A 22,472-nucleotide genomic window follows, 5' to 3' on the forward strand; every position below is an offset into this window, starting at 1 on the left:
ATCCGACAGGCGGCCGCGGGGTGAGGTATGAGGGAGATTACGCAGGTGGTGGTCGCCGCCGTCGGACTCGCAGTCTTCCTGCCGCTCGTCACCGTAGCGGCGTTCCACCTCGACGTCGGTATCCCGTTCATCGCCGCGCTGTTTCTGTTCGTCTCCGTGTTCGTCCTCTTGTACGACCGCGTCGGTGGCGGCGGCGGTGGCCTCGGCACCGAGGAGTGACTCCAGCGGAGCGAAACCCACTTCCTTGCCCCCGACCGACCACCTGCATGGGACTGGACGACCTCTCGACCGACGTCGAGACGGCCTACGCCGACCTCGGCGAGGAGCTCTCGGTCGAACTCGACGCCGAGACGCGGAACGAACTGGCGATGCTCACGGCGGCCTACGGGCCGGACGATCCGGACGAACTCCTCCGGCGGGCGGTCCACATGCTGTTTCAGTCGGCCGTCGAGACGGGTAACCTCGACTTCCACCTCCGGAGCGGCTACGACGTCACCTACGACGAGTACCTCTCGGGGATGACCTACGACGAGATGACCGGTGGCGACGCCTTCCCGCAACCGGACACGAACGATGACCGGCGCTACCAGTTCTGAGCGGTCGCAGCTCTGCGGGTCCCGGTTGCAGCCGTAGGGCTCGGGATTCGGCGCTCCTCGGCGACCGTCCGGTCAGCCGTCCTCGGCGTCGGCCCGTTCGCGGAGAATCGTGTTCCTGAGCCGCGGCAGGTAGTGAGCGAGATCGGTCGTCGTCAGGATGCCGACGAGTTCCTCCCCGTCGAGGACCGGGAGCCGTCGAATCGAGCGGTCCCGCATCACGGCGGCGGCCTCGTGGATCTCCGCCCCGCTGGTCGTGGTGACGAGCGGCGCGGACATGAGCGTCTTCGCCCTGGTCGTCGTGAGGTCGGCCTCGTCGGCGACCGCCCGCATCACGTCCGACTGGGTCACGATTCCGAGCGGTGCGTCTCCGTCGGCCGCGACCACGAGGACCGACCCGATGCCGTGATCGGCGAACGTCCTCGCCACCTCGCAGGCGGTGATCTCCGGCGACACCGTCCGAACCGAACGCGTCATCACGCTCCCGACGGGCTGGTCGATCATTCTACGCTCCCCACCGCGGGACCGCCGGAAGCCCGTCGCTATCCATCCTCGCCGCCCCCGTCGAGGTCGATGTCGTTCCGTTCGAGCACTTCCGCCAGCACCGCTCGCCCGCGCCCCTCACCCACGTCGTCGATGAGACAGTCGAGAAAGCCGGCCAGGAGTTCGGGCCGGATGCGCAGGTCCAGGTAACTGACCCGGCCGTCGACGACCACGCAGTCGACGTCCCACTCCCCGGCCTCGGGGTTGGTCATCCGTACGTCGACCCACTCCTCGGTGGACTCCTCGGGTTCCGTGAATATCTCGTCTGCCATAACCTATAAGATAACGGAGAGGAGACGTATAAGTCTCGTCATTGGTGGAATCGCGTGTCACTGTCGTCGTCGTTGACCGCCGTCCTCCGGTTCCTCCGTGCACTACCCGTCGTCGATTATCGCCTCCGCCAGCAGCAGCGCGTAGTCCACCCACGGCTCCCGGCCGCTCGCCTCGCCCGCTTCGACACGACAGCGGTGGAGGTCCGCCCACACCAGCGCGAGGAGGAACGCCGCCTGGGCCCGGTAGAACCGCTCGTTTTCGACGTCGATGCCGGTTTCGGCCTCGTAGCGATCCATCAGCGCCCGCCGGTCCGGACTCCCCGGCTGGGCGGTGAACGGGGCCAGCCCCCGCTCGTTGGCCGCACGGAGTTCCTCGCGGGTGGACTCGTCGAGGCTCCCGTCGTCGAGGCGGTCCAGCGACGGGGTCGGATCGCCCTCGTCTCGCCACCGGAGGAGCAGGTAGCCGAGGTCCGTCAGCGGGTCGCCCAGACGCGCCGTCTCCCAGTCGAGGACGCCGGTCACCGTCGGCTCCTCGCCGGGCCCGAACAGCAGGTTCCCGGGCCGGAAGTCCCCGTGGACCAGGACCGTCTCGTCGGGGGTCGGGGCGTTGCGGCGGAGCCACTCGGCGACGGCCTCCAGCGCAACCGAGTCGTGGCCCGTGACGCTCCTCAGGGAGTCGAACCGCTCGGTGGCCCGGACCACCCGCTCCCGCGGCGTCACCCGGGCGCAGACCCCCTCGAATCGCCCGGTATCGAGGGTGTGAATCTCGGCTAGCGCGTCGACGAGACTCGTCGCCAGGCGGCCGCGAGCGTCCGGCGAGCGGAACCGCGAGGGTAGCCCGTCACCCAGCGGGACCACCTCGCCGTCGAGGTAGGTGACGACGACGAAGGGGCCACCGAGAACCGTCTCGTCGTCAGGATGCAGGACGGGCGCCGGCGCGGCGACGGGCGTCGGTTCGAGTCGCCGCAACAGTTCGAACTCCTCGTCCAGGGAGTGCATGTAGTAGGTGCCGCGAAGCTTGTTGGGTCGGCGGACGACGTACGCCGGCGCTGCCCCGGTCGTCGATACCGCGACGACGAGGTTGAGGCCGTTCTGGAGCACCTCGACGCCGGTCACCGTCTCGTCCAGTTCCCCCTCGAGATAGCCCCGGAGTGCGGTGAGGTCCGCCCCCGGCGCCGAATCGGTCATGCCGGTACGTGGGACCTGCGGCGAAAAAGTCTCCCGGCGGCGTGTGAGGGCGTCCCGGGCGCCGGCGGGCCGCCGGCGCCCGGGTACCGGTCGTCACTCGACGGTGACGGTAATCTCGTCAGTGGCGGGCAGCGCGAGGTGTTCGCCGTCGCCCATCTGGAGGAGGAGGTCGTGTTCGCCGGATTCTAGCTCTAACTCGGCGGACGTCGACCCGTCACCGAAGTGGAGGTGGCTGTCGTCGTTCGGGATGGCCTCGCCAACCTCGACGGCCTCGGTGTCCACCATGACGTGGAAGTGCCCACCGGTCTGGCTGAGTTCGCCAGCCTGCTCGACGGTCGCGCTGTCGGAGGCCTCGAACTCGGCGGCGACGGGGCTCTCGACGGTGGCACCGTCCTCGGGGGCGCCGAAGGACACCGACGCCTCCTCGACGGTCACCTCGACGGTGTCGGTCAGCGGGAGCGCGCGGTGCTTGCCGTCGCCGACCTGCAGCGTCAGTTCGTGGGTGCCCGGTTCGAGGTCCAGCACCGTCCGGGTCGAGCCGTCGCCGTAGTGCAGGTGACTGTCGTCGTTCGGTATCGTCTCGCCCGTCTCGACGGGGCCCTCGTCTATCACGATGTGGAAGTGGCCGCTGTTCTCGTTGACCTCGCCGGACGATTCGATGGTGAAGTTCTCGGCGGTCATCGAGACGGTGACGCCGTTTGCGGCCGTCGCGCCGTCCTCGGGCGTCCCGAAGGCTACGCTGGCGTCGCCGTCGTACTCGATGGGTGCGTCGCCGTCGCCCGAGGATTCGCCGTTTCCGCCGCCGTCGCCGTTACCGTTGCCCGAACCGTCCGACTGACATCCCGCCAGCGGAACCGTCGCCGCGCTGGCGGCCATCGCCGCGAACGTCCGCCGTGAAATGCTCTCTCGCATGTATCGTTCGGTGACTCGGAGGTAATTTAAACGGCGTGGTTTCCGAACGAATAGCGCCGCTCAGGCCGCCGCCTCGACGGCCTCGGACAGCACCTCGACGCCGATGGTTATCTCCCGCTCGCGGACGTCCAGCGGTGGCAGGAGTCGGAGCGTCTTGTGGCCACACCCGAGCGTCAGCAGTCCGCGCTTGACGGCCGCCTCCTCGACGTCGTCGCGCCGCTGTTTGGTGTCGAACTCGACGGCCTGCATGAGTCCCCGGCCCCGCACGTCGACGACGTTCGGGAGGTCGGCGGCCTCGATTTCGGCCCGCATCTGCTCGCCCCGGGTCTCGGCGTTGGCCATGAGGTTCTCCTCGCGGATGACGTCGATGGTGAGCGCACCCTGCATGGCGTCGACGATGTCGCCGGCCCCCCACGTCGAGGAGAGCCGCGACGTCTCCTCGGGGAAGACGTCGGCGCTGGCGATGGTCGCCCCGACGCGGGCACCCTTGGCCGCACAGATGACGTCCGGTTCGATGGGGAAGCCGTCGGAGGCCCAGAAGTCGCCGGTCCGTCCGATTCCCGACTGTATCTCGTCGGCGACGAGCAGGAGGTCGTGGCGGTCACAGAGGTCGGCCACCTCCGCCATGAACGCCTCGCTGGGGACGTGGTAGCCACCCTCGCCCTGTATCGGTTCGAGGATGAGATACGCTACCTCGTCGGGGTTGACGCGGCCGCGCTCGGGGTCCAGCATCCGGCGGAGCGCCGAGGTGTCGCCGGCGAAGAAGCCGCACTCGCAACTCGCCGGCGTGCAGTCGCCGTCCCGACAGAACGGCGCGTCGTGGATGGCGTGTATCTCGGGGAACTTCCGACGGTAGATCTCCTTCGAGCGGTTCAGCGAGAGCGTCCCGAGCGTCCGGCCGTGGAAGGCACCCTCGAAGGTGATGCCGTACTTGCCGGCGGTGTCGTCGTAGCATATCTTCAGGGCGTTCTCGACGGCCTCGGCCCCGGAGTTCGACAGGAAGACGGTGTCCATGCCGTCCGGCGACACCTCCGTCAGCCGCTCCATCAGTTCCGCTGGCCCCGGGAAGTCGGGGTCGGTCGGGTCGCCGGCCGTCGTGTAGAAGTCCTGGCCGGCTATCTTGACGGGGTCGATCATCTCGAAGGCCTCCATCCGCTCGAGCAGTTCGGGGTTGTTGTAGCCGAGCGGAGCGGCGCCGACGTGGGCGGTGAAGTCCATCAGGACGTTGCCGTCGGCGTCCGTACAGAACGGACCCGTGGCGGGTTCGGTGACGTCCCAGACGAACTCGTAGACGTAGGTGCTCGGCGCCGCGAGCGAGCCGTGGTACTCGGCCCGTTCGCGGGCGAGCGGACCTGGCATCTCGTCGACCTGCGGCGTGGCCGTCTCTCTGTCCATACCCTCCACTTCGGACAGTGCCGAATTAAATTTTGACGCTATCGAAAGCCGCCCCTCACAGGGCCACCAGCAGCACGGTCACCGCGCCAGCCGCGACGAGCAGCGCGGCGCTCCAGGCGGCGACCCCTCTCGCGAACCCCCGATTCGAGGAGAACGCACACAGGCCGGTCTTGACGGCGATGCTGGCGGCCGTCGCCAGCAGGACCGCGACCGTCGCCTCCAGGCTCGTGACGCTGCCGTTGCCGTAGAGGACGACCGCCGAGGCGGTGGCGCCCGCACTGGACACCAGTCCCGCGAGCAGCGCCGCGACGTAGAGTCCGCCGGTCCCGAAGCGGGCCTCGGCGAACCCACCGACCAGAAGCACGAGGAAGAACAGCGCGCCGACGCCGAGGGCGTACCGCAGCGTGAAGGGGCTGTCGAGGTCGAGGTCGATGGCGGCCGACCAGTCGGCGGTCACCGTGGCCGCGAGGAATCCCCCGAGGATGACGACGCCGAGCGGGACGACCGGTTCGAGCAGGACGCCGGATCCGACGGTGAAGGCGACGGCGATGGTCAGGTTCCGCAGCGCCATCGAGGCGTTTGCAAGCGCCACCGCCGCGACGCCGTAGTCCGCCGTCGCCGAGCGCTGGTCGACGTGGTCGAGAATGGCGCCGACGACCGCCGTCGAGGAGGCCAGGCCGCCGAAGAAGCCCGTGACTGCGATGCCGCGGCCGCCGTACAGCCGGACGATGGCGTAGTTGACGATACCGATGCCGGCGACGAAGACGACCATCAGCCACACGACCCGCGGCTCGAAGGCGACGCCGAGGTCCCCGACGGCGACGGTGCGCTCCCCGGGCGGCAGGAGTGGGTAGACGACGAACGCGAGGATGGCGAACTCGGTGCCGGCCCGGACCTCCTCGCGGGAGAGAGCGTCCGCGACGCCGTGCAGTTCCGCCCGCAGGACGAGCAGCAGCGAGGAGACGACGGCGACGGTGACCCCCTCCAGAACGAAGCCGGCGGCGACCAGTGCGCCGACGCCGTAGGCGACCAGAAGCGTCGTCGAGGTGGTCAAAGAGAGGCTGTCGGCCTGCCCCAGGAGGCCCTGGACGCCGAGGATGACGGCGACGACGACCACGAATGCGCCGCCGACGACGAGCAACAGCGGGCGCTCGAGGATGGTGAAGACGGCGGCCGCCAGGCTCACCAGCGCGAAGGTCCGGATGCCGGCCTTCTTGTCGGACCACTCCCGTTCGAGACCGAGGAACAGTCCCAGCGCCGCCGCGAGCGCGAGCGCGACCACGGTGTCGTCCAGTAGCGACGTTCCGGGTGCGGCCATCGGCGGGCCTTCAGACGGCGGCCGGTTAAGGCCGTCGGCGAGTCCAGCGGTAGCAACCCGGGAGCTTACTCCTCGCGGAGCCGTCGTCCGTCCCGCGGGCAGTACTCGAACTCCGACTCGCGGGTCCGAAACTCGCATTCGGGACAGGCCCGCGTCGGCGGCCGGTCGTCATCGTCCTCCCGCCGGAGCGACGAGGAGAACAGAAACGGGACGAACGGGACGAACAGAAACAGCAGCAGCGATCCGGTCTGCAGGTAGATGCCGACGCTGACCGCGAGGCTCACGAGCAGCCCCGCGAGCGCGGTGAGGGCGCGTGACCCGACCATCGACCGTCCGTAGGCGGCGACGGCCGTTGGGCGTTTCGGACCCGCCCCCGGCGACGTCGACGGCCGCTCCGACTCACGCTTCGATACGAGCGCGGTACTGGTTCGTGGTCTTTACCGGGAACGATACCTATCGGGACGTGTGGCCGCGGTCGTCGCACCGCGACTCGCCGCCCGCTCTCCAGCCATGATTCGGTGGTCGTCATCGCCCTTCGGGGATCGAGACAGGGGACTTTCCCCCGTAGTCGGTGGCGCGCTCCTCGTTGCCATCGTCATCCTCCTGAGCGTACTCGCCTCGGCGCTGGCGTTCGGTCTGCTGACGGAGTCGTCGCCCGCGCCGACGACCCGATTCGAACTCGACGACGGCACCTGTGGCCACGAACTCCGCCACGTCGCCGGCGACCGCATCGACGGCGACCGCATCGAACTCGACGGCGCCGACGACCCGGTCGTCCTGGCCGGCCGGAACCTGACCGCCGGCGATCGCCAGCGCATCGACGCCGTCGACGACGAGATAGCGGTCGTCTGGCGGGCCGAGGAGACCGACGACAGCTACGTCCTCGACCGGTTTGAGACCGACACCGACGCCGCCGACGGCCCGTGGGGCTGTCCGGGGACGGTCTACACCGCGAATACGGCCACCATCGACAGCGTCGACGGCGACGGCGGCGCCGTCGAGACGCTCTCGGCGACCGCCGACGCGCAGGCGCTCGGTCCGACGCTGGACCTGACCGCCGACGGCACCGCCGACGTCCCCTTCGTCGACGGCGACGGCGAACTGAAACTCACCAACTCGACGAACGGGACCACCACGCTCGCCGACGGCAGCACGATCCCGGGGGACATCGAACACGCCAAGACGAGACTCGGCGTCGGCTCCTGGGACGGCAGCGACCGGTCGGTCTTCTTCGTAAACGAGAACCACGACACCCTCTATCGGGTGACACCGTCGGGGACTCCCGTCGCGGTCGCCTCGCCGGGCAACGGCGTCCAGGCCATCAGCGGCATCGGCGACGTCGACGGCGACGGCACGGACGAACTGGTGTTCGCGGACGCGAGCCAGCAACTCCGCTACCTGGAGCCGGACGGGACCACGAAGAACGTCGACGACGGCCAGACGGGCTCGAACAACGGCATCGGCGCCGGCGCGCTCGCCGACATCGACGACGACGGTACCGTCAGCGTCGTCGTCGTCGACGGCAGCAACGACGTCAAGATAACGGGCGAGCCGACCGCCTCGGGCGGCGAGGGAACGACCACGCTCACGGCCCCGGACGCCGTGAAGGCGCCGCCGACGGTCGCCGACGTCGACGGCGACGGGGACGGCGAGATCGTCTACGTCGGGCTGGCCGACGGGAAACTGAAGTACGTCGACGACGTGCGCGACGGGAACGACGTCCGGTATCTCGAAGACGACGACGGGAACGAAATAGACGGTTCCGACAGCAGCGGACTGGTCTGAGCGGCCGTTCGGCCGACGGTCGCTCCGCGCGTTACTTCCCTTCGAACTCGGGCTCGCCGTCGCCCATGAAGGCGGTGATGCCCTCCATGAGGTCGTCGGTGTTGATGAGGTGGCCGAACGCCTGCGACTCGAGTTCGAGGCCGGCCTCGATGTCCCCGTAGCCGCGGAGCATCGCCCGCTTCGTGAGCTTCTGGGAGATGGGCGGCCCAGCTGCGAGGTCGGCGGCGAACTCGTGGGCGCGCTCCTCGAAGGACTCGTTGTCGACGACCTCGTTGACGACGTCGTAGTCGTACATCGTCTCGGGGTCGTACCGATCGGCGGTGAAGACGATCTCCTTGGCGCGGCCGAAGCCGGTGATCCGCATCAGTCGCTGGGTGCCGCCCCAGCCGGGCAGCAGGCCGAGGTTGTGCTCGGGGGTGCCGAGCTCGGACCGCTCGGATGCGAGCCGGAAGTCACAGCACAGCGCGAGCTCGAAGCCGCCGCCCAGCGCGAAGCCGTCGATGCCGGCCACGACCGGCATGTCGACCTCCTCGAGCTTGCCGAAGGTCTGCTGGCCCTTCCGGGAGAGCTCGATGGCCCCGAGCGGGTCGGCGTTGCTCGCCATCGAGGTGACGTCGGCGCCCGCGGAGAACGCGCGGTCGCCCTTGCCGGTGACGAGGATGGCCCGGACCTCGTCGTCGTCCTCCAGCAGGTCGATGGCCTCGGCGAGATCGTCCAGGAGCGCCGGGTTGATGGTGTTCATCCGGGCCTCGCGGTCCAGGACGATCTGACCGACCATGTCGCCGGGGTAGCGGACCTCGACGTTCGTGAACTCGACGCCGGCCTCGTCGTCGTCGCTGCCGTGGAAACCACCGGCGTCGGCGGCCTCCCGCAGTCCGTCGGAGACCTCGAAGCGCGGGTGACCCGTCTCGTCGTGGAGGTCCTCGAGCGTCTCGACCAGCGAGTCGAGCCCGTGGTCGTCGACCATCTTCGCCGGTCCCTCGGGGAAGCCGGCGCCGAGCATGACCGCCTCGTCGATGGCGTCGGGACCGGCCACGTCGCCGCCGACGAGGTTGCCGACCTCGTTGGCCATCGCCGCGAGGAACCGCTCGGCTATCTCGTCGCTGCCCGCGTCGGTCGGGATGTCCGGACCGTCGCCGTCCTCGTAGTCGTAGACGCCGCGCCCGGTCTTCTGGCCGTAGCGTTCCTCCTCGATGAGTTCCTGGAGGAACGGCGCCGGCTCGTAGGCCTGCCCGAGTTCCTCGTTCATGTAGTCGAGGACGTGGTGGGTGACGTCGTGGCCGGTCATGTCGCCGAGTTCGAAGACGCCCATCGGCAGCCCCATGTCGAACTTCGTCGTGGAGTCTACCTCGTCGGCCGTGGCGACATCCTCGCTGACCATCCAGCAGGCCTCGTTCATCAGCGGGACGAGGATGCGGTTGACGATGAATCCGGGCGAGTCCTTGTGGACGCGGACGGGCGTCTTGTCGAAGGCCTCGGCGAGCTCCTCGGTGGCCTCCAGCGTCGACTCGTCGGTGTGGGCGCCGGTGATGACCTCGACGAGCTGCATCCGCACCGGCGGGTTGAAGAAGTGCATCCCGCAGAACTGCTCGGGTCGCTCGGTGAACTCCGACAGATCCGTGATCGACAGCGAGGAGGTGTTGGTGGCGATGATGGCGTCCTCGGGCAGGTACTCCTCGACGTCGGCGTAGACGTCCTCCTTGATGTCCATCTTCTCGGGCACAGCCTCGATGACGAAGTCGGCGTCGCCGACGGCGGGCTCGATGTCGACGTACGGCGTCACGCGCTCCAGAGCGTCGTCGGCCTCGTCGTCGGTGATCTGTTCTTTCCCGGCGAGTTTCTCCAGCGACCACTCGATGTCGTCGTAGCCGCTCTGGACGAACTCCTCTTTGACGTCCCGCAGGTTGACCTCGTAGCCCGCGAGGGCGGCGATTTCCGCGATACCGTGGCCCATGTTGCCGGCGCCCAGCACCGCGACGGTCTCGATGTCGTCGAATTCCATTGTGACAGCCGAAGGGTCTGTCGGAACCCGTTTCAACGTTTCTGTCTCGCCCCGTATTCGGGGCGACCGGAACGACCGGGGCGAATTCGTTGGGATTGAGAAAGGTTTTGTGTCGGCGCCCCCGTGAAGAACCATGGACTTCGCCATATCGGACGAACAGGAGCAGATCAAAGAGGAGGTCCGCCGGTTCGCCGAAAACGAGGTTCGACCCCACGCCAAGGAGTACGACCGCGAGGAGAAGTTCCCCCACGACATCGTCGACGAGGCCGCCGAAATGGGGCTGTGCGGTGCGACCATCCCCATCGAGTACGGCGGCGCCGGCTACGACGCCGTCGATTCGGTGCTCATCGCCGAGGAGCTGTTCGCCGCCGACCCCGGCATCGCGCTGTCGATCCTGGCGACCAGTTTCGGGACCGAGGCCATCCTCGAGTACGGCACCGAAGAGCAGAAAGAGGAGTACCTCGAACCCGTCGCAAAGGGCGAGGCGATTTCCGGCGCCGCCATCTCCGAACCCGACACCGGGTCCGACGTTTCGAGCGTCAGCACGCGCGCCGAGAAGGACGGCGACGAGTGGGTCATCAACGGCAACAAGATGTGGATCACCAACGGGTCGATCGGTGACTTCTTCGTCACGCTGTGCAAGACCGACCCCGACGCCGACGGCCGGTACAACGGCTTCAGCCAGATCATCATCGAGTCCGACCGCGACGGCTTCGAGGCCGACAAGATAACGGGGAAGATGGGGATTCGCGCCTCGGACACCGCCGAACTCATCCTCGACGACGTGCGCGTGCCCGAGGAGAACCTCGTCGGCACCGAGGGCATGGGCTTCCTCCAGCAGATGCAGTTCTTCGACGCCACACGAACCGGCGTCGCCGCCCAGGGGATCGGCATCGCCAAGGGCGCCGCCGAGCGCGCGCTGGAGTACGCCCAGGAACGCGAGCAGTTCGGTCGTCCCATCGGCGACTTCCAGGCCATCCAGCACAAACTCGCCGACATGCACACCGAACTCGAGGCCGCCCGCAACCTCACCTACAAGTCGGCGTGGTCCGTCGACTCCGGCGGGTCCCCCAACACCAAGCTCGCCTCGATGGCCAAGGAGTTCGCCTCCCGCATCGCCGTTGACGCCGCCAACGAGTGCGTCCAGATTCACGGCGGCTCCGGCTACGTCGACGACTTCGACGCCGAACGCCTCTACCGCGACGCCAAGATTACCCAGATCTACGAGGGCACCACCGAAATCCAGAAGATGATTATCGCCCGCGAACTCCAGGGCAAGGGCTTCTAAAACCACTTTTTACACGGGCGGGCCGGTGGCCCGCCCGGCAAAAACGTGGGGAAAATATGCGCGCCCTCCTCCTGTCGCGGCCCTGCGGGCCGCGGTAGTCGTCGGGCGCTACGGCGACTCGACGGCTCCGCCGTCTCGTCGCCGCGAACCGCGCTCGCTCCGCTCGCGCGGATGCTCGTGCGACTCAGTCGGGACCGGCCGCCCGCTTTCGCCCCCGTTCTCGCCCCGGCCGACCGTACACTTATGTAGAGTCGCCCGCCTCTGTTGGCCGAACGTGTCGAACGACAAGCGGGGAGACGGAGGCGACGAAACGGGAGCCGAGAGCCGCGGCACCGAGACGGCGGACACGGAAGGACCGGACGACGACCGGCGCCGTCGCGTGCTGGTCTACGGTGGTCTCGCCGCGCTGGGCGCGACCGGCGTGGCCGGCGCGTGGTTCGGCACCCGCGGGGACCCGCCCGCCGGGGACGCGACCCCCACACCGACCGGGACGGACGGACCGACGCCCACCGGAACCGACGAGGACGCCCCGACCGAGACGCCCGACGAGACGGCCCCCGAACTCGTCCGGCGGTACGCGCCGGACCTCTACTTCGGCCGCCTCGAGAAGTGGTACCCGACCGACCCCAGAGAGTACGTCCCCAACGCCGAAGAGCCGGTACCGCTGGAGGGAATCGCCGCCCTCGAGGGCTACTCCGAGGACGCCCGTGCGAGCGACGGCCCACCGTTCCCGACGGTGTTCTACCGGGTGACCGAGGCCGCCGAGGGCGTCGACGCCGTCCAGTACTGGATGTACTCGGCGTTCGACCAGTTCACGGTCAACTTCCACTGGCACGACTGGGAACTGCTGCAGGTGTTCGTCGACGCCGAGGCCGGCGACCCGCTGTTGCTCTCCGCCAGCGCCCACTCCCGGAAGGTCCCGAACAACGAGGTCCTCGACCCGTCGGCCGGGACGGCCCGGCGGCCGGGCGTCCTCTCGGAGGTGGGCTCTCACTCCAGCGCGACCGACGTGAACGACGCCGTCCCGAGTTTCGAGCGGGTCGCGGATGGTGCCCTCCGGTCGGACGTGACCAACGACTTCCTCGAGGCCGCCTCCAGCCTCCGGGTACCGTTCGCCTACGGCCTCCCCCGCGACGAGGGCGCACGACTGCCGTTCGTCGTGCCGGAACTCGGCGGCCACCGCCTCGACGAACACCCCGACCTCGACCTCGAACGGAGCGACTTCGTCGACGAGGCCGTCACCGTCACCGACTGGAACGGCATCCCGACGCCACCCGAGGACCTCCCGCTGCGGGAACCGGGGCTGGTGTTGACCGCTCCCAACAGTCCGACGGCCGGCGACGACACCTACGCGCTGGAACCCATCGAGGCCGTCCGCGAGGAGATATCGTCGTTCGACGGACCCCAGTTGAGCTTCGAGTTCGGGATTCCAGGGTACGTCGAGGATCAGGTGGCGGGCCACATCACCACCGTCGGCATTCCCTGGGAGCAGCCCCGCTACGAGGACCCCCTCTCGGACGTGACCGACCCGGCTCACCGCGCCGAAATCGACGGCTCGCGGCCGGCCGGGCTCACGAACCGTGTGGTCGGACGGGTCCGACAGCTACGGAGCGGTGCCGACGGCACCCTCGACCGCGTCGTCGCGGCCTCGCGGGAGGCAATCGAGGACGTGGCCACCGTCTCCTTCGTCGGCCCGCCGACGGAACTGGCGACGCAACTGGCGAGCCAGGAGCCGGTCGCCACCGTCACGAACGCCGGGCTGTTCGGGTTCCTCAGGGTCGACCCCGGCGACCACCGCCTCGTCGTCGACGGTCCCGGCTACGCTCCCTTCGCCGAACGCTTCACCCACGACGGCGGCCTCGTCACCGCGGGGGCGGCGGGACGGGTCGGCGTCGTGGCGAACGCCGACGCCGCCCGAATCCGTGGCGACGGCCGGGCGACGACCGGCATCGAGCGCGTCCGCGTCGTCGAGGACTACGCCGGCCCGCTCTACGACGGCCGGCCGGTCGAGCCGGACCGCTTCGCCGTCGCCGTCCACCGGGCGGGCCGCTACACCGTCGACGTCGTCGATTCCGACGGCCGCCGCGGCAGCTATCGCGTCGGTCCCGACGACTTCGCGGAGGGAGGCGACGCCACCGTCGAACGCGTCGAGACCGGGAAGGCGAGTCTGACCCGTTCGCTGCGGGACCTGCTCGTCGATCTGCGGAATCTGGCGAGTCGACTCCAGGAGCGGGACGGCGCCGACAGCGGCGTCGTCGGCCGACTCGCCGAGGCCATCTCGGAACTGGACGCGGCAATCGAGGCCGCCGCCGTCGGCGAGGCCGCGGCCGCCGACGAGCGCCTGGGAAACGTCGTTCGACTGCTGGAGGGGGCCGTCGACGCCCTCCGGGCCGGCCGGAACGGGTACAGCGACGAATCGGCGACGCTTCTCGTCCGTCGGCTCAGGCGGGCGATAGGGCGGGCGGAGCGCGCCCGGGCGACCGAGGTGGCCTGAGACCGCTCGCCTCGCTCGCGTCAGGAGACGGGGTCGCCCGTCCGCCAGTAGTCCACCACGTCCCGCAGCAGGGCCGTCGAGATGTCGCCGGCCCGCCAGTCGTCGACGGCCGTCCGCAACCCCTCGTTGTCGACGACGCCCGACTCGTTCGCGTAGGCCGCCGCTCCCGTCGCTTCCGTACCGTTGCCCTCCAGCGCGACCGTGAGGGTCCCGGCGTCGGTGTCGTTGCTCGCTATCTCCAGGGTCGCGGCGTGGGGGCCCGCTGCCGTCGGCGCATAGTCGACCGCCACGTCGCGGGAGGCGCCCGGCGCCAGCACGAACGGCCCGCCGTCGGCCGCCGAGAAGTTCGCCGCGTCCGCGCCCGTCACCGACAGGTCGGTCACCTCCAGCGTCCCCGTCCCGCCGTTGGCGACCGTGACCGCACGGGTCTCGGCGTCGCCCGCCCGGACGTCACCGAAGTCGACCGCGAGCGGTTCGGCCGCGACCTCGGGGTCGGGCGCCGGCGACCCCGCGAACGTCGACAGCGAGGCCTCGTCGTCGCCCGGCCAGGTGTCCGTCTCGTTGGCCCTCGCGCTCGCGGTGACCGAGTACGACTCGTCGACCGTCACCGTCCCCTCGACGGTCATCTCGACGGTCTCGCCGGCCGCCAGCGGGCCCACCTCGCAGGCCAGCACGCCGCCGGCGAACGTACAGGTCGCTCCGGGCGCCGACACCTCGTCCAGTCGGACCTGGGACGGCACGTCGACGGTCTGGACGACTTCGGAGGCCGAATGGGAGCCCTCGTTGGTGAGCGTCGCCGTGTACTGGATGCTCCCGTTGTCGTGGGTACTCGGCCCCGCGAGGTCGACCACGAGGTCGACGTCGCCGGGGTCGCAGGCGTCACCGGCGCCATCGTCGTCGGCGTCGGCCTGGTCGGCGTTGGCCGTCGACGGGCAGTTGTCGGCCAGGTTCGAGACGCCGTCGTCGTCGAAGTCCGATTCGGCGGCCACCTGCTGGACCTCCTCGACGGTCCGCTCCTCCGCCGTCTCGCTCACCGGAATCGAGACGCCGCCGCCGACGGGACTCCCGGACGGAACGAGGTTCAGGTTCGCCCAGTCGTCGTGGCCCTCCACGACCTCGAAGCTACTGGCTTTCGTCCGGTTGAAGCTCTCGATGTCCTGTCGGACGGTTCCGGAGTCGATTTCGTCGTTGCCGTTCCAGTCGATGGGCGTGTCGTCGGCCCGCGTCCAGTTGATGCCGCCGCTGCTGTTGTAGAAGATGGGCCAGTTCCGGGAGGCGTTCACCCCCCGGGACTCGTCCAGCGCCGACTCGTTGAGCGAGCGGATCCGCTCGTCGGAGTAGTCCACCGGCCGGTCCGGCCACCGCCCGGTCAGCTGGTAGGTGTAGCTCATGACGCTCATGTAGTTCGGCTTGTAGTTGACGCCGTCACTGCCGCCGTGGGGGAGGCCGAGCTGGTGGCCGAACTCGTGCATCAGCGTGCCGGCCTGGTTCTCCGTGGAGCCGACGTTGTTCCTCCAGCCGCCGAGCGACATCACGAAGTAGCGGCTCCACGAGAGGCCGCTGGAGCCGGGGGCGTGGGTGTACTTGTGGATGGACATCGAGTAGTGGAAGACCCGCTCGCGGGCCGCGAGCAATTCGGCGCAGTTGTCGGCGTCGCGCTCGGCGGCGGTGCCGTTGACGCCGCCGCAGGGGTTGCTCCCGTCGCCGGTCCGCAGGTCGTCGAAGGTGGCGTTGGGCGACACCTTGTCGCCACCGCCGTGGAGTTTGAGGAACCGGTTCTCGGACACCTCGTCGTCCACGACGACGTGGAGGTCGATACCAGCCGTCCCGTCTGGATTTTGGACGGGAGCGTCCCGGAAGGCCGCGACGACATCGTCGACGGCCTCGGGGTCCGGGCGGTGACTATGGGTCGGGCTTTTCATGTAGTCGATCTCGAGGAAGAGGTCCCGGTGGTCGAGGCTGCTCCCCGCGGCAATCAGGTCCATGCCCGGGCCGGCGTTGGGGTTCGGCGGTGCCGGCGCGTCGGTTCGAATCGACGCGTTTGTCAGCGGTGCCGAATCGACCCGGAGTGCGTCCTCCCAGTTGTCACAGAGGCCGTCGCTGTCGGTGTCCTTGATGCCGTCGCCGTCGATGTCCTTGCAGGTGTCGAAGTCCGTCCCGTCGTAGTCGACGAGGTAGTAGGGGTCGTCGCAGACCCCGTCGCCGTCGGCGTCAGTACAGGTCTGGCTGAAGCCGGTGCCGTCCGGCTTCAGCCAGGCGTTGCCGGCGAGTCTGTCGCCGCCGAGTTCGTTCGAGCGGGTCGCCGGCTGGTGGCGCCTGAAGCGGAGGTAGCCGACGGCATCCGAGCGGTTGCCGGTCGAGACGGCCAGGTGCTCGGAGGTGTTGACGTAGTTGTCGTAGACGACGTATTGCTCCGCCGACGGCGAGGTGGCCGTCTCGGCGTCGAACGTGAGGATACGGAAGGCGGTGGTGCCGCCGACGATGCGGTTCGACCGGACGACGTTGTCCTGCGAGGTGGCCGCCGAACTGCTGCTCCGACCGAAGGCGACGCCGACGTCGTTGTTCAGAACGTCGTTCCGCTCGACAGCCGCCACTGTAGCGCCGTCGTCGACGATGCGGACGCCGCGGTCGTTGTTTGTGATGTTATTTTGCTCGATCGAGACGGCGGGGTTTTCGTGGCTTCCGGCGCCGGTCGGGGCCCGGATATCTACACCGGTAGTCCCGTCGCTGACGGTGCTCTCGGTCACGAGGACAGAACCGCTGTCACGGATTTCGATTCCCGATTCGCTGCTGTTCGTCGCAACGACCTCGTCGAGTTCGACGTTCTGGCTCGAGACGATTTCGTAACCAACGGCGTTCCCATCGGCCGTAGTATCGAAGAGGTCGTTCCCGGAAGTCCCATCCAGCCTGAACCCCGCACCGTCGTTCTCGTTGGCGGTGACGCCTGGTGTGATTTCGACGTTTGCTGCACCCGCAACGACGATGCCGCTTTCGGCGTTGTGGGTCGCATTGATGTCCTGAAGCGTTACCCCTACCGGCCCGCCGCTCCCCGAAACCACCACGCCGTTAGTGTTGTTCGCGGTCGTGTGGTTGCGAAGGTAGGTCGAATCGCTCTGGGTCACCCGGATGCCGGCCTTTGCGTTCCGCCGGACCGGCGCGTTCTCGTCGACGAACACGTCCGTAGACCCGCTGATGTGGATGCCATCTTCGGAGTTGTTTCGAACCGCGTTCCCGACCAGTTTGACTGGATAGTTTGGACCGCCCGACACCGGCGCGACGCCAAACATATAGACACCGTTCTCGCCGTTGTCGGCGGCCGTGTTGTTCTCGATGCGGAACTCCTGGAGGTCCTTGTCGACGTCGTCCCGGTAGCCCGCCACCCGGACGCCGTCCCGGTCGTTGCCGGAGACGTCGTTGTCGAGGACGTGGTTGTTTCCGGTCCGGTCGAGATAGACGCCGAACCGGTTGTGCGAGGCGTTGTTCCGCGCTATCGTGTTGTTCTGTGAGCCTTCGCCGACGTGGACCCCGTAGGTGTTGCCAGCGAGGCGGTTGTCGACGACGGTCTTGTCGTCGACGAAGATGGGGTTGCCGTCGTCGTTGACGAAGCCGAGGCGGACGCCGTACCAGTTGCCCGTCGCGGTGTTGTTCGCGACGGTGTTGTCGAACCTGGTCTTGAGCCAGATGCCGGCCTCGCCGTTGTCCCGGACGACGTTGTCCTCGATGGGACCGCCCGTCCCCACGACGACGATGCCGGCGTTCCCGTTGTCCGAAACCTCGTTTCGTCGGATCGACTCGCCACCCGCCGTCGAGAACCACCCCGACACCGTCATCCCGGTACCGGTACTGTTCGAAATCGTGTTGTTCCGGAGGTCGATGACACGTGAGGTAGCCTGCGATTGCACGAGGACGCCGTTGCTGTTGTGGGAGACGTTGTTGTCGGCTATCGTCGCGTTCGATCCCTCGTAGAACAGGCCCAGGTTCCGCGGACTGCCGACGTCACGGTCGGGGGAGACGCCGCTGTCCGAGATTCGGTTGCCCTCGAAGGTGTAGTTCGCCGCGCCGAGGACGAGCGACCTGACGACGACGCCCGATAGCTGGTTGTCCGCGACGGTGTTGCCCGAGAGCGTGACGTTCCGGCCGCCGTCGGCGTCGACACCGAACCCGTTGCTGTCGACGGTGACGTCGGTGACGGTCGTGTCGGTGACGTTGTAGAGGTAGAGGCCGTCGGTGTTGTTCCGGAGGGTGACGCCCTGCACCGTCGCGTCCGTGGTGTTGGCCAGCGCGACGACCCCGGGGGCGTCGGCCGCCGTGACCGAGACGCCCGACCCGCCGAACCGGTAGTAGACCGGGTCGCCGTCGACGGTGTTGGAGCCGTCGACGTCGAGCGTCCCGAATCGCGTCTCGGGGGCGAGTTCGGGGTGGTCCGGACTGAGGTGGAAGTTCTCGTCGTTGCCAGCCATCGCGTTGTCCCGGAGTCGGTGGCCGACGCCGCCGACCTGTATCCCGTGGGCGTTGTCCTCGACGGTGTTGTTCCGGACGACGTGATTGCGGCCGCCCACGTCGATGGCGTACTCGCTGTCGCCGTTGGCCCGGGTGTTCGACATGTCCCGGACGGTGTTGTCGACGACGGTGACGTTGTTGCCACCGACCCGGATGCCGTCGTGGACGCCCCCGACGACGGTGTTGTTCCGCACCGTCGGGTCGTCGTTGTACACCTCGATGGCCGTCCCCTGCGCCCGGACGGTGTTGTCGGCTATCGTGTTGTCCGCGCCCCGGTTTATCGAGAGCCCCTTGCCGACATCGCGGACGTCGTTGCCGACGTAGCGGTTGTTCGAGTGGGAGTCGTCCGAGGAGTATCCCGCGGAGACGCCGTGGACGTGCTTCTCGAGGCGGCTGTCCCGGACGGTCGTGTTCGACACCCGGGAGAGCCGTATCGCCATGAAGTTCCGGAAGTTCCAGGTGCCGTCGCGGTGGGAGACGGTGACGTCCTCGACGGTGACGTTCGTCGCGTTGACCGCCTCGACGCCCGTCTCCCAGTCGGTCAGGCGGACGTTCCGCACCGTGACGTTCCGGAGTCGGCCCGACCGGCCGTCGACGTCGACGCCCTTGATGCCGGTACCGTAGCCGTGGGCCTGCGGCTCCACCGAGTCGACCAGGTGGCCGCCGCCGTCGAAGACCACGTCGCTGGCGTTGATCTCGATACAGGAGCCGTCGGTCCCGCTGCCGACTCGCTGCGAGCCGTCGACCTGCACGAGGTCGGCCGCGAGCGTGTAGGTGCCGGGGCTGTCGATGACCCGACAGCCGGTGACGGTCGTCTCCGAGGTGGCCTGGGCAGCGACGGTAGCGTCGTCTCCGACCCCTGCCGCGCCGGGCGCGCCCGTCAGGACGGCAACCGCGGTGAGGGCCGCCACGCAGGCGATGGCGACGGCGACCGCCGGCGAGCGCGATTCAGCCACGGGCCGGGGTCTCCCGTTCGGCAGTGGGGACGCCCTCGGGACTCCCCCGCCCGGCCGCCGGGCCGCTCCCGGGACACCGCTCTCCGGTCACGCCGTCGCCGGGCGACCGTCTCCACGCTCCGATGCTACCCCGTCCGGGCGGTGCGTCCCGCCGGTTGCCCCCGTCCAGCACAATACCCTTACCATTCGGCAGTCGTCAATCAATCTTTATGAGAAAAGTTGACATTTGTTGTTTACGATGAGGTTCACGTCCCCGGTCGTCCGCGACTGTTCCATCGCAGCCGACCCGCCGTCGTCGGCGGCCGGGTCGTAACTTATTGGGTCGGGCGCGCGAAACCACCTACCATGACCACGTTCGAGGCGGGCGACATCACGTTACACAGGGTCCGCGAACACGTCTGGGAGATGCCGCCCGAGGGCGGGATGCGCGTGCCGGCCCGCGTCTTCGCCAGCGAGGCGCTCCTGGAGGAGATCGCAGACGACAGGACCCTCCAGCAGTTGCGCAACACCACCCATCTGCCCGGCATCGAGAAGTACGCCATCTGCATGCCCGACGGCCACCAGGGGTACGGCTTCCCCGTCGGCGGCGTGGCAGGCATCGACGCCGAAAACGGCTGTATTTCCCCCGGAGCGGTGGGGTACGACATCAACTGCCTCACCGGCGACGCGGACGTTCGGCTCTCGTTCGGCCGCAAGATGCCGATAGCCGAACTTCGAGAACGGTTCGAGGACGAGGAGGCCGTAGTGGCCGGGGACGAACTGACCGAATCCGAGCTCCGGCTGTTCACCGAATCCGGAGAACGTGAGGTCTTCGAGGTGGAGACGGAGACGGGGCGGACGCTCCGTTCGACCGGCGACCATCCGTTCCTGACACCGGACGGGATGGTCGAACTCGACGACATCGACGAGGGTGACACCGTCTACGTTCACCCCTTCGAGGGAATCGAGCACGAATCCCCCGAGGAGTTCACCGTCCTCACCGAGGATGACTTCGCCGACGAGGACCCACAGCTGGTCGCGTTCCTGAAGCGGCACGACCTGCTGCCGCTGAAATCGACGGACGAAGCGTTCAACCGTCTCCTGAAACTTGCGGGGTTCCACACGGGCGACGGCGCGTTCAGCGGGCCCCAGACCTGGTTCTACGCCGACTCCGGGGACCTCGAGACCATCCGCGAAGACGTTGCCGCGCTCGGGTTCACGCCGTCGAGAATCTATTCACGGGAGCGGGACCACGAGATAGACGGCAACGAGTTCACCCGAACCGAGTACAGCGTCAAGGTCGGCGCACACGGGTTCAAGCAACTGCTCCTCCGTCTGGGCGTCCCCGACGGGAGCAAGGTCGAATCGTCGTTCACTCTCCCGTCGTGGTTCGACCGCCTGGCCGACTGGCAGCGGGCGCTGTACCTGTCGGCGTTCTTCGGCGCCGAGATGAGCGAACCGTCGGCGGTGTCGAACACGAACTTCTACTGTCCGAAGGTCTCGCAGAACCGTCGTACCGAGGTGGCCGACGCGGGCGAGGAGTTCCTGCGCGGAATCGCGGAGGCACTCGATTCGATTGGCATCGGGACGAACGAAATCGAGCGGTTCGAGGCCGAGACGGACGAGACCGAACGTCTCAGGCTCGGCGTCCAAAGCGACGCGGAGAACCTCGTTCGGTTCTTCTCGACGGTCGGGTACAGTTACAGTCGGGAGAAGGAGCGAAAGGCGGCGCTCGCCGTGCAGTATCTCCGCAGGAAGGAACACGTCATCGACCGAAGGGCGGAGATAGCAAGCGAGGTCGAGACGCTCGCCGACGGCGGCACTCCGGTCTCCGAGCTGAAAGACCGATACGATATCAACGAGCGGTTCGTCGAGCGGAGCGCCTGGAGCGGCCGTTCCGGTCGCCCCCGACCACCGGCCGGTTTCCCGACGTTCGAGGAGTTCTGCGAGTCGACCGAGGTGCGCGAGAACCTGACGGTACCGGTCGAAGTCGAGTCGATAGAACCGGCCGGTGTCGAGCCGGTCTACGACATCGGGGTCGAGCACGACGCTCACAACTTCCTCGCGAACGGCATCGTCGTCTCGAACTGCGGCGTCCGGATGGTGAAAACTAATCTCACCTACGACGACGTTCGGGGCCGCGAGGAGGAACTCGTCGACGCGCTCTTCGAGGCCATCCCGTCGGGGCTGGGCGGCGGCGGCATCGTCGAGGGCAGCGGCGACACCGTCGAGGCCGCCCTCGAGCGGGGCGTCGACTGGTGTCTCGAGGAGGGCTACGCCGTCGAGTCGGACCTGGCCCACTGCGAGGACGAGGGGCGACGGCCCGACGCCGACGCGGCGGCCGTCTCGAAGAAGGCCAAGGACCGCGGCCGCAACCAGATGGGGTCGCTCGGCTCCGGCAACCACTTCCTGGAGGTCCAGCGGGTGACCGACGTGTTCGATTCGGCCGTCGGCGACGCCTACGGGCTCGAGGAGGACCAGGTCGTGGTGCTCGTTCACTGCGGGTCGCGGGGGCTGGGCCACCAGGTCTGCAACGACTACCTCCGGGACATCGAGGAGGCCCACAGCGGGCTGCTGTCGCAGTTGCCCGACAGGGAACTCGCGGCGGCACCGGCCGGCTCCCAGCTGGCGGAGGACTACTACGACGCGATGTGTGCGGCCATCAACTTCGCGTGGGTCAACCGACAGCTCATCACCCACCGGACGCGGGAGGTGTTCGCGGACGTCTTCGGCGAGCCGTGGGAGGACCTCGAGATGGAACTGCTCTACGACGTGGCGCACAACATCGCCAAGAAGGAGGTCCACGACGTCGACGGCGAGGACAGGGAACTGTACGTCCACCGGAAGGGCGCGACGCGTGCGTTCCCGGCCGGCCACCCCGAGGTGCCGAAGGCCTACCGCGACGTGGGTCAACCGGTCATCATCCCCGGGAGCATGGGGGCCGGTTCCTACGTCCTCTGTGGCGGCTCGGAGTCGATGAACGTCTCCTTCGGGTCGACGGCCCACGGCGCCGGCCGCCTGATGAGTCGCACGCAGGCAAAGGACGAGTTCTGGGGCGGCGACGTCCGGGACGACTTGCGGGACACCAATCAGATATACGTCAAGGCACAGAGCGGCGCGACCATCGCTGAGGAGGCGCCGGGCGTCTACAAGGACGTCGACGAGGTGGTCCGCGTCAGCGACGAACTCGGCATCGGGGACAAGGTGGCCCGCGTCTACCCGGTCTGCAACATCAAGGGCTGATCCG

Annotated in this window: 15 protein-coding genes; 6 read left to right on the forward strand and 9 right to left on the reverse strand. The window is 68.4% G+C overall.

Annotated elements, in window-relative coordinates; genetic code table 11:
- The first annotated feature begins 27 nt into the window (after nucleotides 1-27).
- Both NLF94_RS09840 and NLF94_RS09845 read left to right on the forward strand, forming a co-directional pair.
- Complete coding sequence (locus NLF94_RS09840) at nucleotides 28-219, forward strand: hypothetical protein (RefSeq protein ID WP_254841293.1); 192 nt, start codon at nucleotides 28-30, stop codon at nucleotides 217-219.
- 47 nt (nucleotides 220-266) lie between these two features.
- Nucleotides 267-596 (forward strand): ribbon-helix-helix protein, encoded by a 330-nt coding sequence (locus NLF94_RS09845; RefSeq protein WP_254841294.1) that lies wholly within the window; start codon nucleotides 267-269, stop codon nucleotides 594-596.
- Between the two features lie 72 nt (nucleotides 597-668).
- Here NLF94_RS09845 and NLF94_RS09850 read toward each other — a convergent pair whose 3' ends face one another.
- The 7 genes from NLF94_RS09850 to NLF94_RS09880 all read right to left on the reverse strand — a co-directional run bounded on the left by NLF94_RS09850 (nucleotide 669) and on the right by NLF94_RS09880 (nucleotide 6,547).
- Nucleotides 669-1,097, reverse strand: coding sequence for a CBS domain-containing protein (locus NLF94_RS09850; protein ID WP_254841295.1), 429 nt, complete (start codon nucleotides 1,095-1,097; stop codon nucleotides 669-671).
- A 38-nt stretch (nucleotides 1,098-1,135) separates the two neighbouring features.
- Nucleotides 1,136-1,408, reverse strand: coding sequence for a hypothetical protein (locus NLF94_RS09855; protein WP_254841296.1), 273 nt, complete (start codon nucleotides 1,406-1,408; stop codon nucleotides 1,136-1,138).
- Between the two features lie 102 nt (nucleotides 1,409-1,510).
- Nucleotides 1,511-2,596, reverse strand: coding sequence for a phosphotransferase family protein (locus NLF94_RS09860; protein WP_254841297.1), 1,086 nt, complete (start codon nucleotides 2,594-2,596; stop codon nucleotides 1,511-1,513).
- Between the two features lie 93 nt (nucleotides 2,597-2,689).
- Entirely contained in the window at nucleotides 2,690-3,508 is an 819-nt protein-coding gene (locus NLF94_RS09865) for a DUF4399 domain-containing protein (RefSeq protein ID WP_254841298.1), read from the reverse strand.
- Between the two features lie 60 nt (nucleotides 3,509-3,568).
- The gene (locus tag NLF94_RS09870; protein ID WP_254841299.1) at nucleotides 3,569-4,903 is read right to left on the reverse strand and encodes a class-III pyridoxal-phosphate-dependent aminotransferase; all 1,335 of its coding nucleotides are present in this window, start codon (nucleotides 4,901-4,903) and stop codon (nucleotides 3,569-3,571) included.
- 55 nt (nucleotides 4,904-4,958) lie between these two features.
- Complete coding sequence (locus NLF94_RS09875; RefSeq protein ID WP_254841300.1) at nucleotides 4,959-6,221, reverse strand: MgtC/SapB family protein; 1,263 nt, start codon at nucleotides 6,219-6,221, stop codon at nucleotides 4,959-4,961.
- A 65-nt stretch (nucleotides 6,222-6,286) separates the two neighbouring features.
- Nucleotides 6,287-6,547 carry a hypothetical protein gene (locus NLF94_RS09880; protein ID WP_254841301.1) on the reverse strand — a complete coding sequence of 87 codons (261 nt, stop codon included), beginning with the start codon at nucleotides 6,545-6,547 and terminating at the stop codon, nucleotides 6,287-6,289.
- Between the two features lie 139 nt (nucleotides 6,548-6,686).
- Between NLF94_RS09880 and NLF94_RS09885 the strand changes: the two genes are divergently transcribed.
- Entirely contained in the window at nucleotides 6,687-8,006 is a 1,320-nt protein-coding gene (locus NLF94_RS09885) for an archaellin/type IV pilin N-terminal domain-containing protein (protein WP_254841302.1), read from the forward strand.
- Nucleotides 8,007-8,037: 31 nt separating this feature from the next.
- Here the strand turns inward: NLF94_RS09885 and NLF94_RS09890 are convergent, their stop codons facing one another.
- Nucleotides 8,038-10,008: a 3-hydroxyacyl-CoA dehydrogenase/enoyl-CoA hydratase family protein gene (locus NLF94_RS09890; RefSeq protein ID WP_254841303.1), complete on the reverse strand. Its 1,971-nt coding sequence runs from the start codon at nucleotides 10,006-10,008 to the stop codon at nucleotides 8,038-8,040.
- A 133-nt stretch (nucleotides 10,009-10,141) separates the two neighbouring features.
- Here NLF94_RS09890 and NLF94_RS09895 point away from each other — a divergent pair, with 133 nt between their 5' ends.
- Together NLF94_RS09895 and NLF94_RS09900 are read left to right on the forward strand one after the other, a co-directional pair.
- A complete protein-coding gene (locus NLF94_RS09895) occupies nucleotides 10,142-11,296 on the forward strand; it encodes an acyl-CoA dehydrogenase family protein (protein WP_254841304.1) in 1,155 nt (384 codons plus the stop codon).
- A 274-nt stretch (nucleotides 11,297-11,570) separates the two neighbouring features.
- Entirely contained in the window at nucleotides 11,571-13,790 is a 2,220-nt protein-coding gene (locus NLF94_RS09900) for a hypothetical protein (RefSeq protein ID WP_254841305.1), read from the forward strand.
- Nucleotides 13,791-13,810: 20 nt separating this feature from the next.
- Here NLF94_RS09900 and NLF94_RS20975 read toward each other — a convergent pair whose 3' ends face one another.
- Complete coding sequence (locus NLF94_RS20975) at nucleotides 13,811-19,246, reverse strand: right-handed parallel beta-helix repeat-containing protein (protein ID WP_254841306.1); 5,436 nt, start codon at nucleotides 19,244-19,246, stop codon at nucleotides 13,811-13,813.
- 345 nt (nucleotides 19,247-19,591) lie between these two features.
- Here NLF94_RS20975 and NLF94_RS09910 point away from each other — a divergent pair, with 345 nt between their 5' ends.
- A complete protein-coding gene (locus tag NLF94_RS09910) occupies nucleotides 19,592-22,468 on the forward strand; it encodes an RtcB family protein (RefSeq protein ID WP_254841307.1) in 2,877 nt (958 codons plus the stop codon).
- Nucleotides 22,469-22,472 lie beyond the last annotated feature (4 nt).

This window comes from Natronomonas marina (genome assembly GCF_024298905.1).
Classification (GTDB): domain Archaea; phylum Halobacteriota; class Halobacteria; order Halobacteriales; family Haloarculaceae; genus Natronomonas; species Natronomonas marina.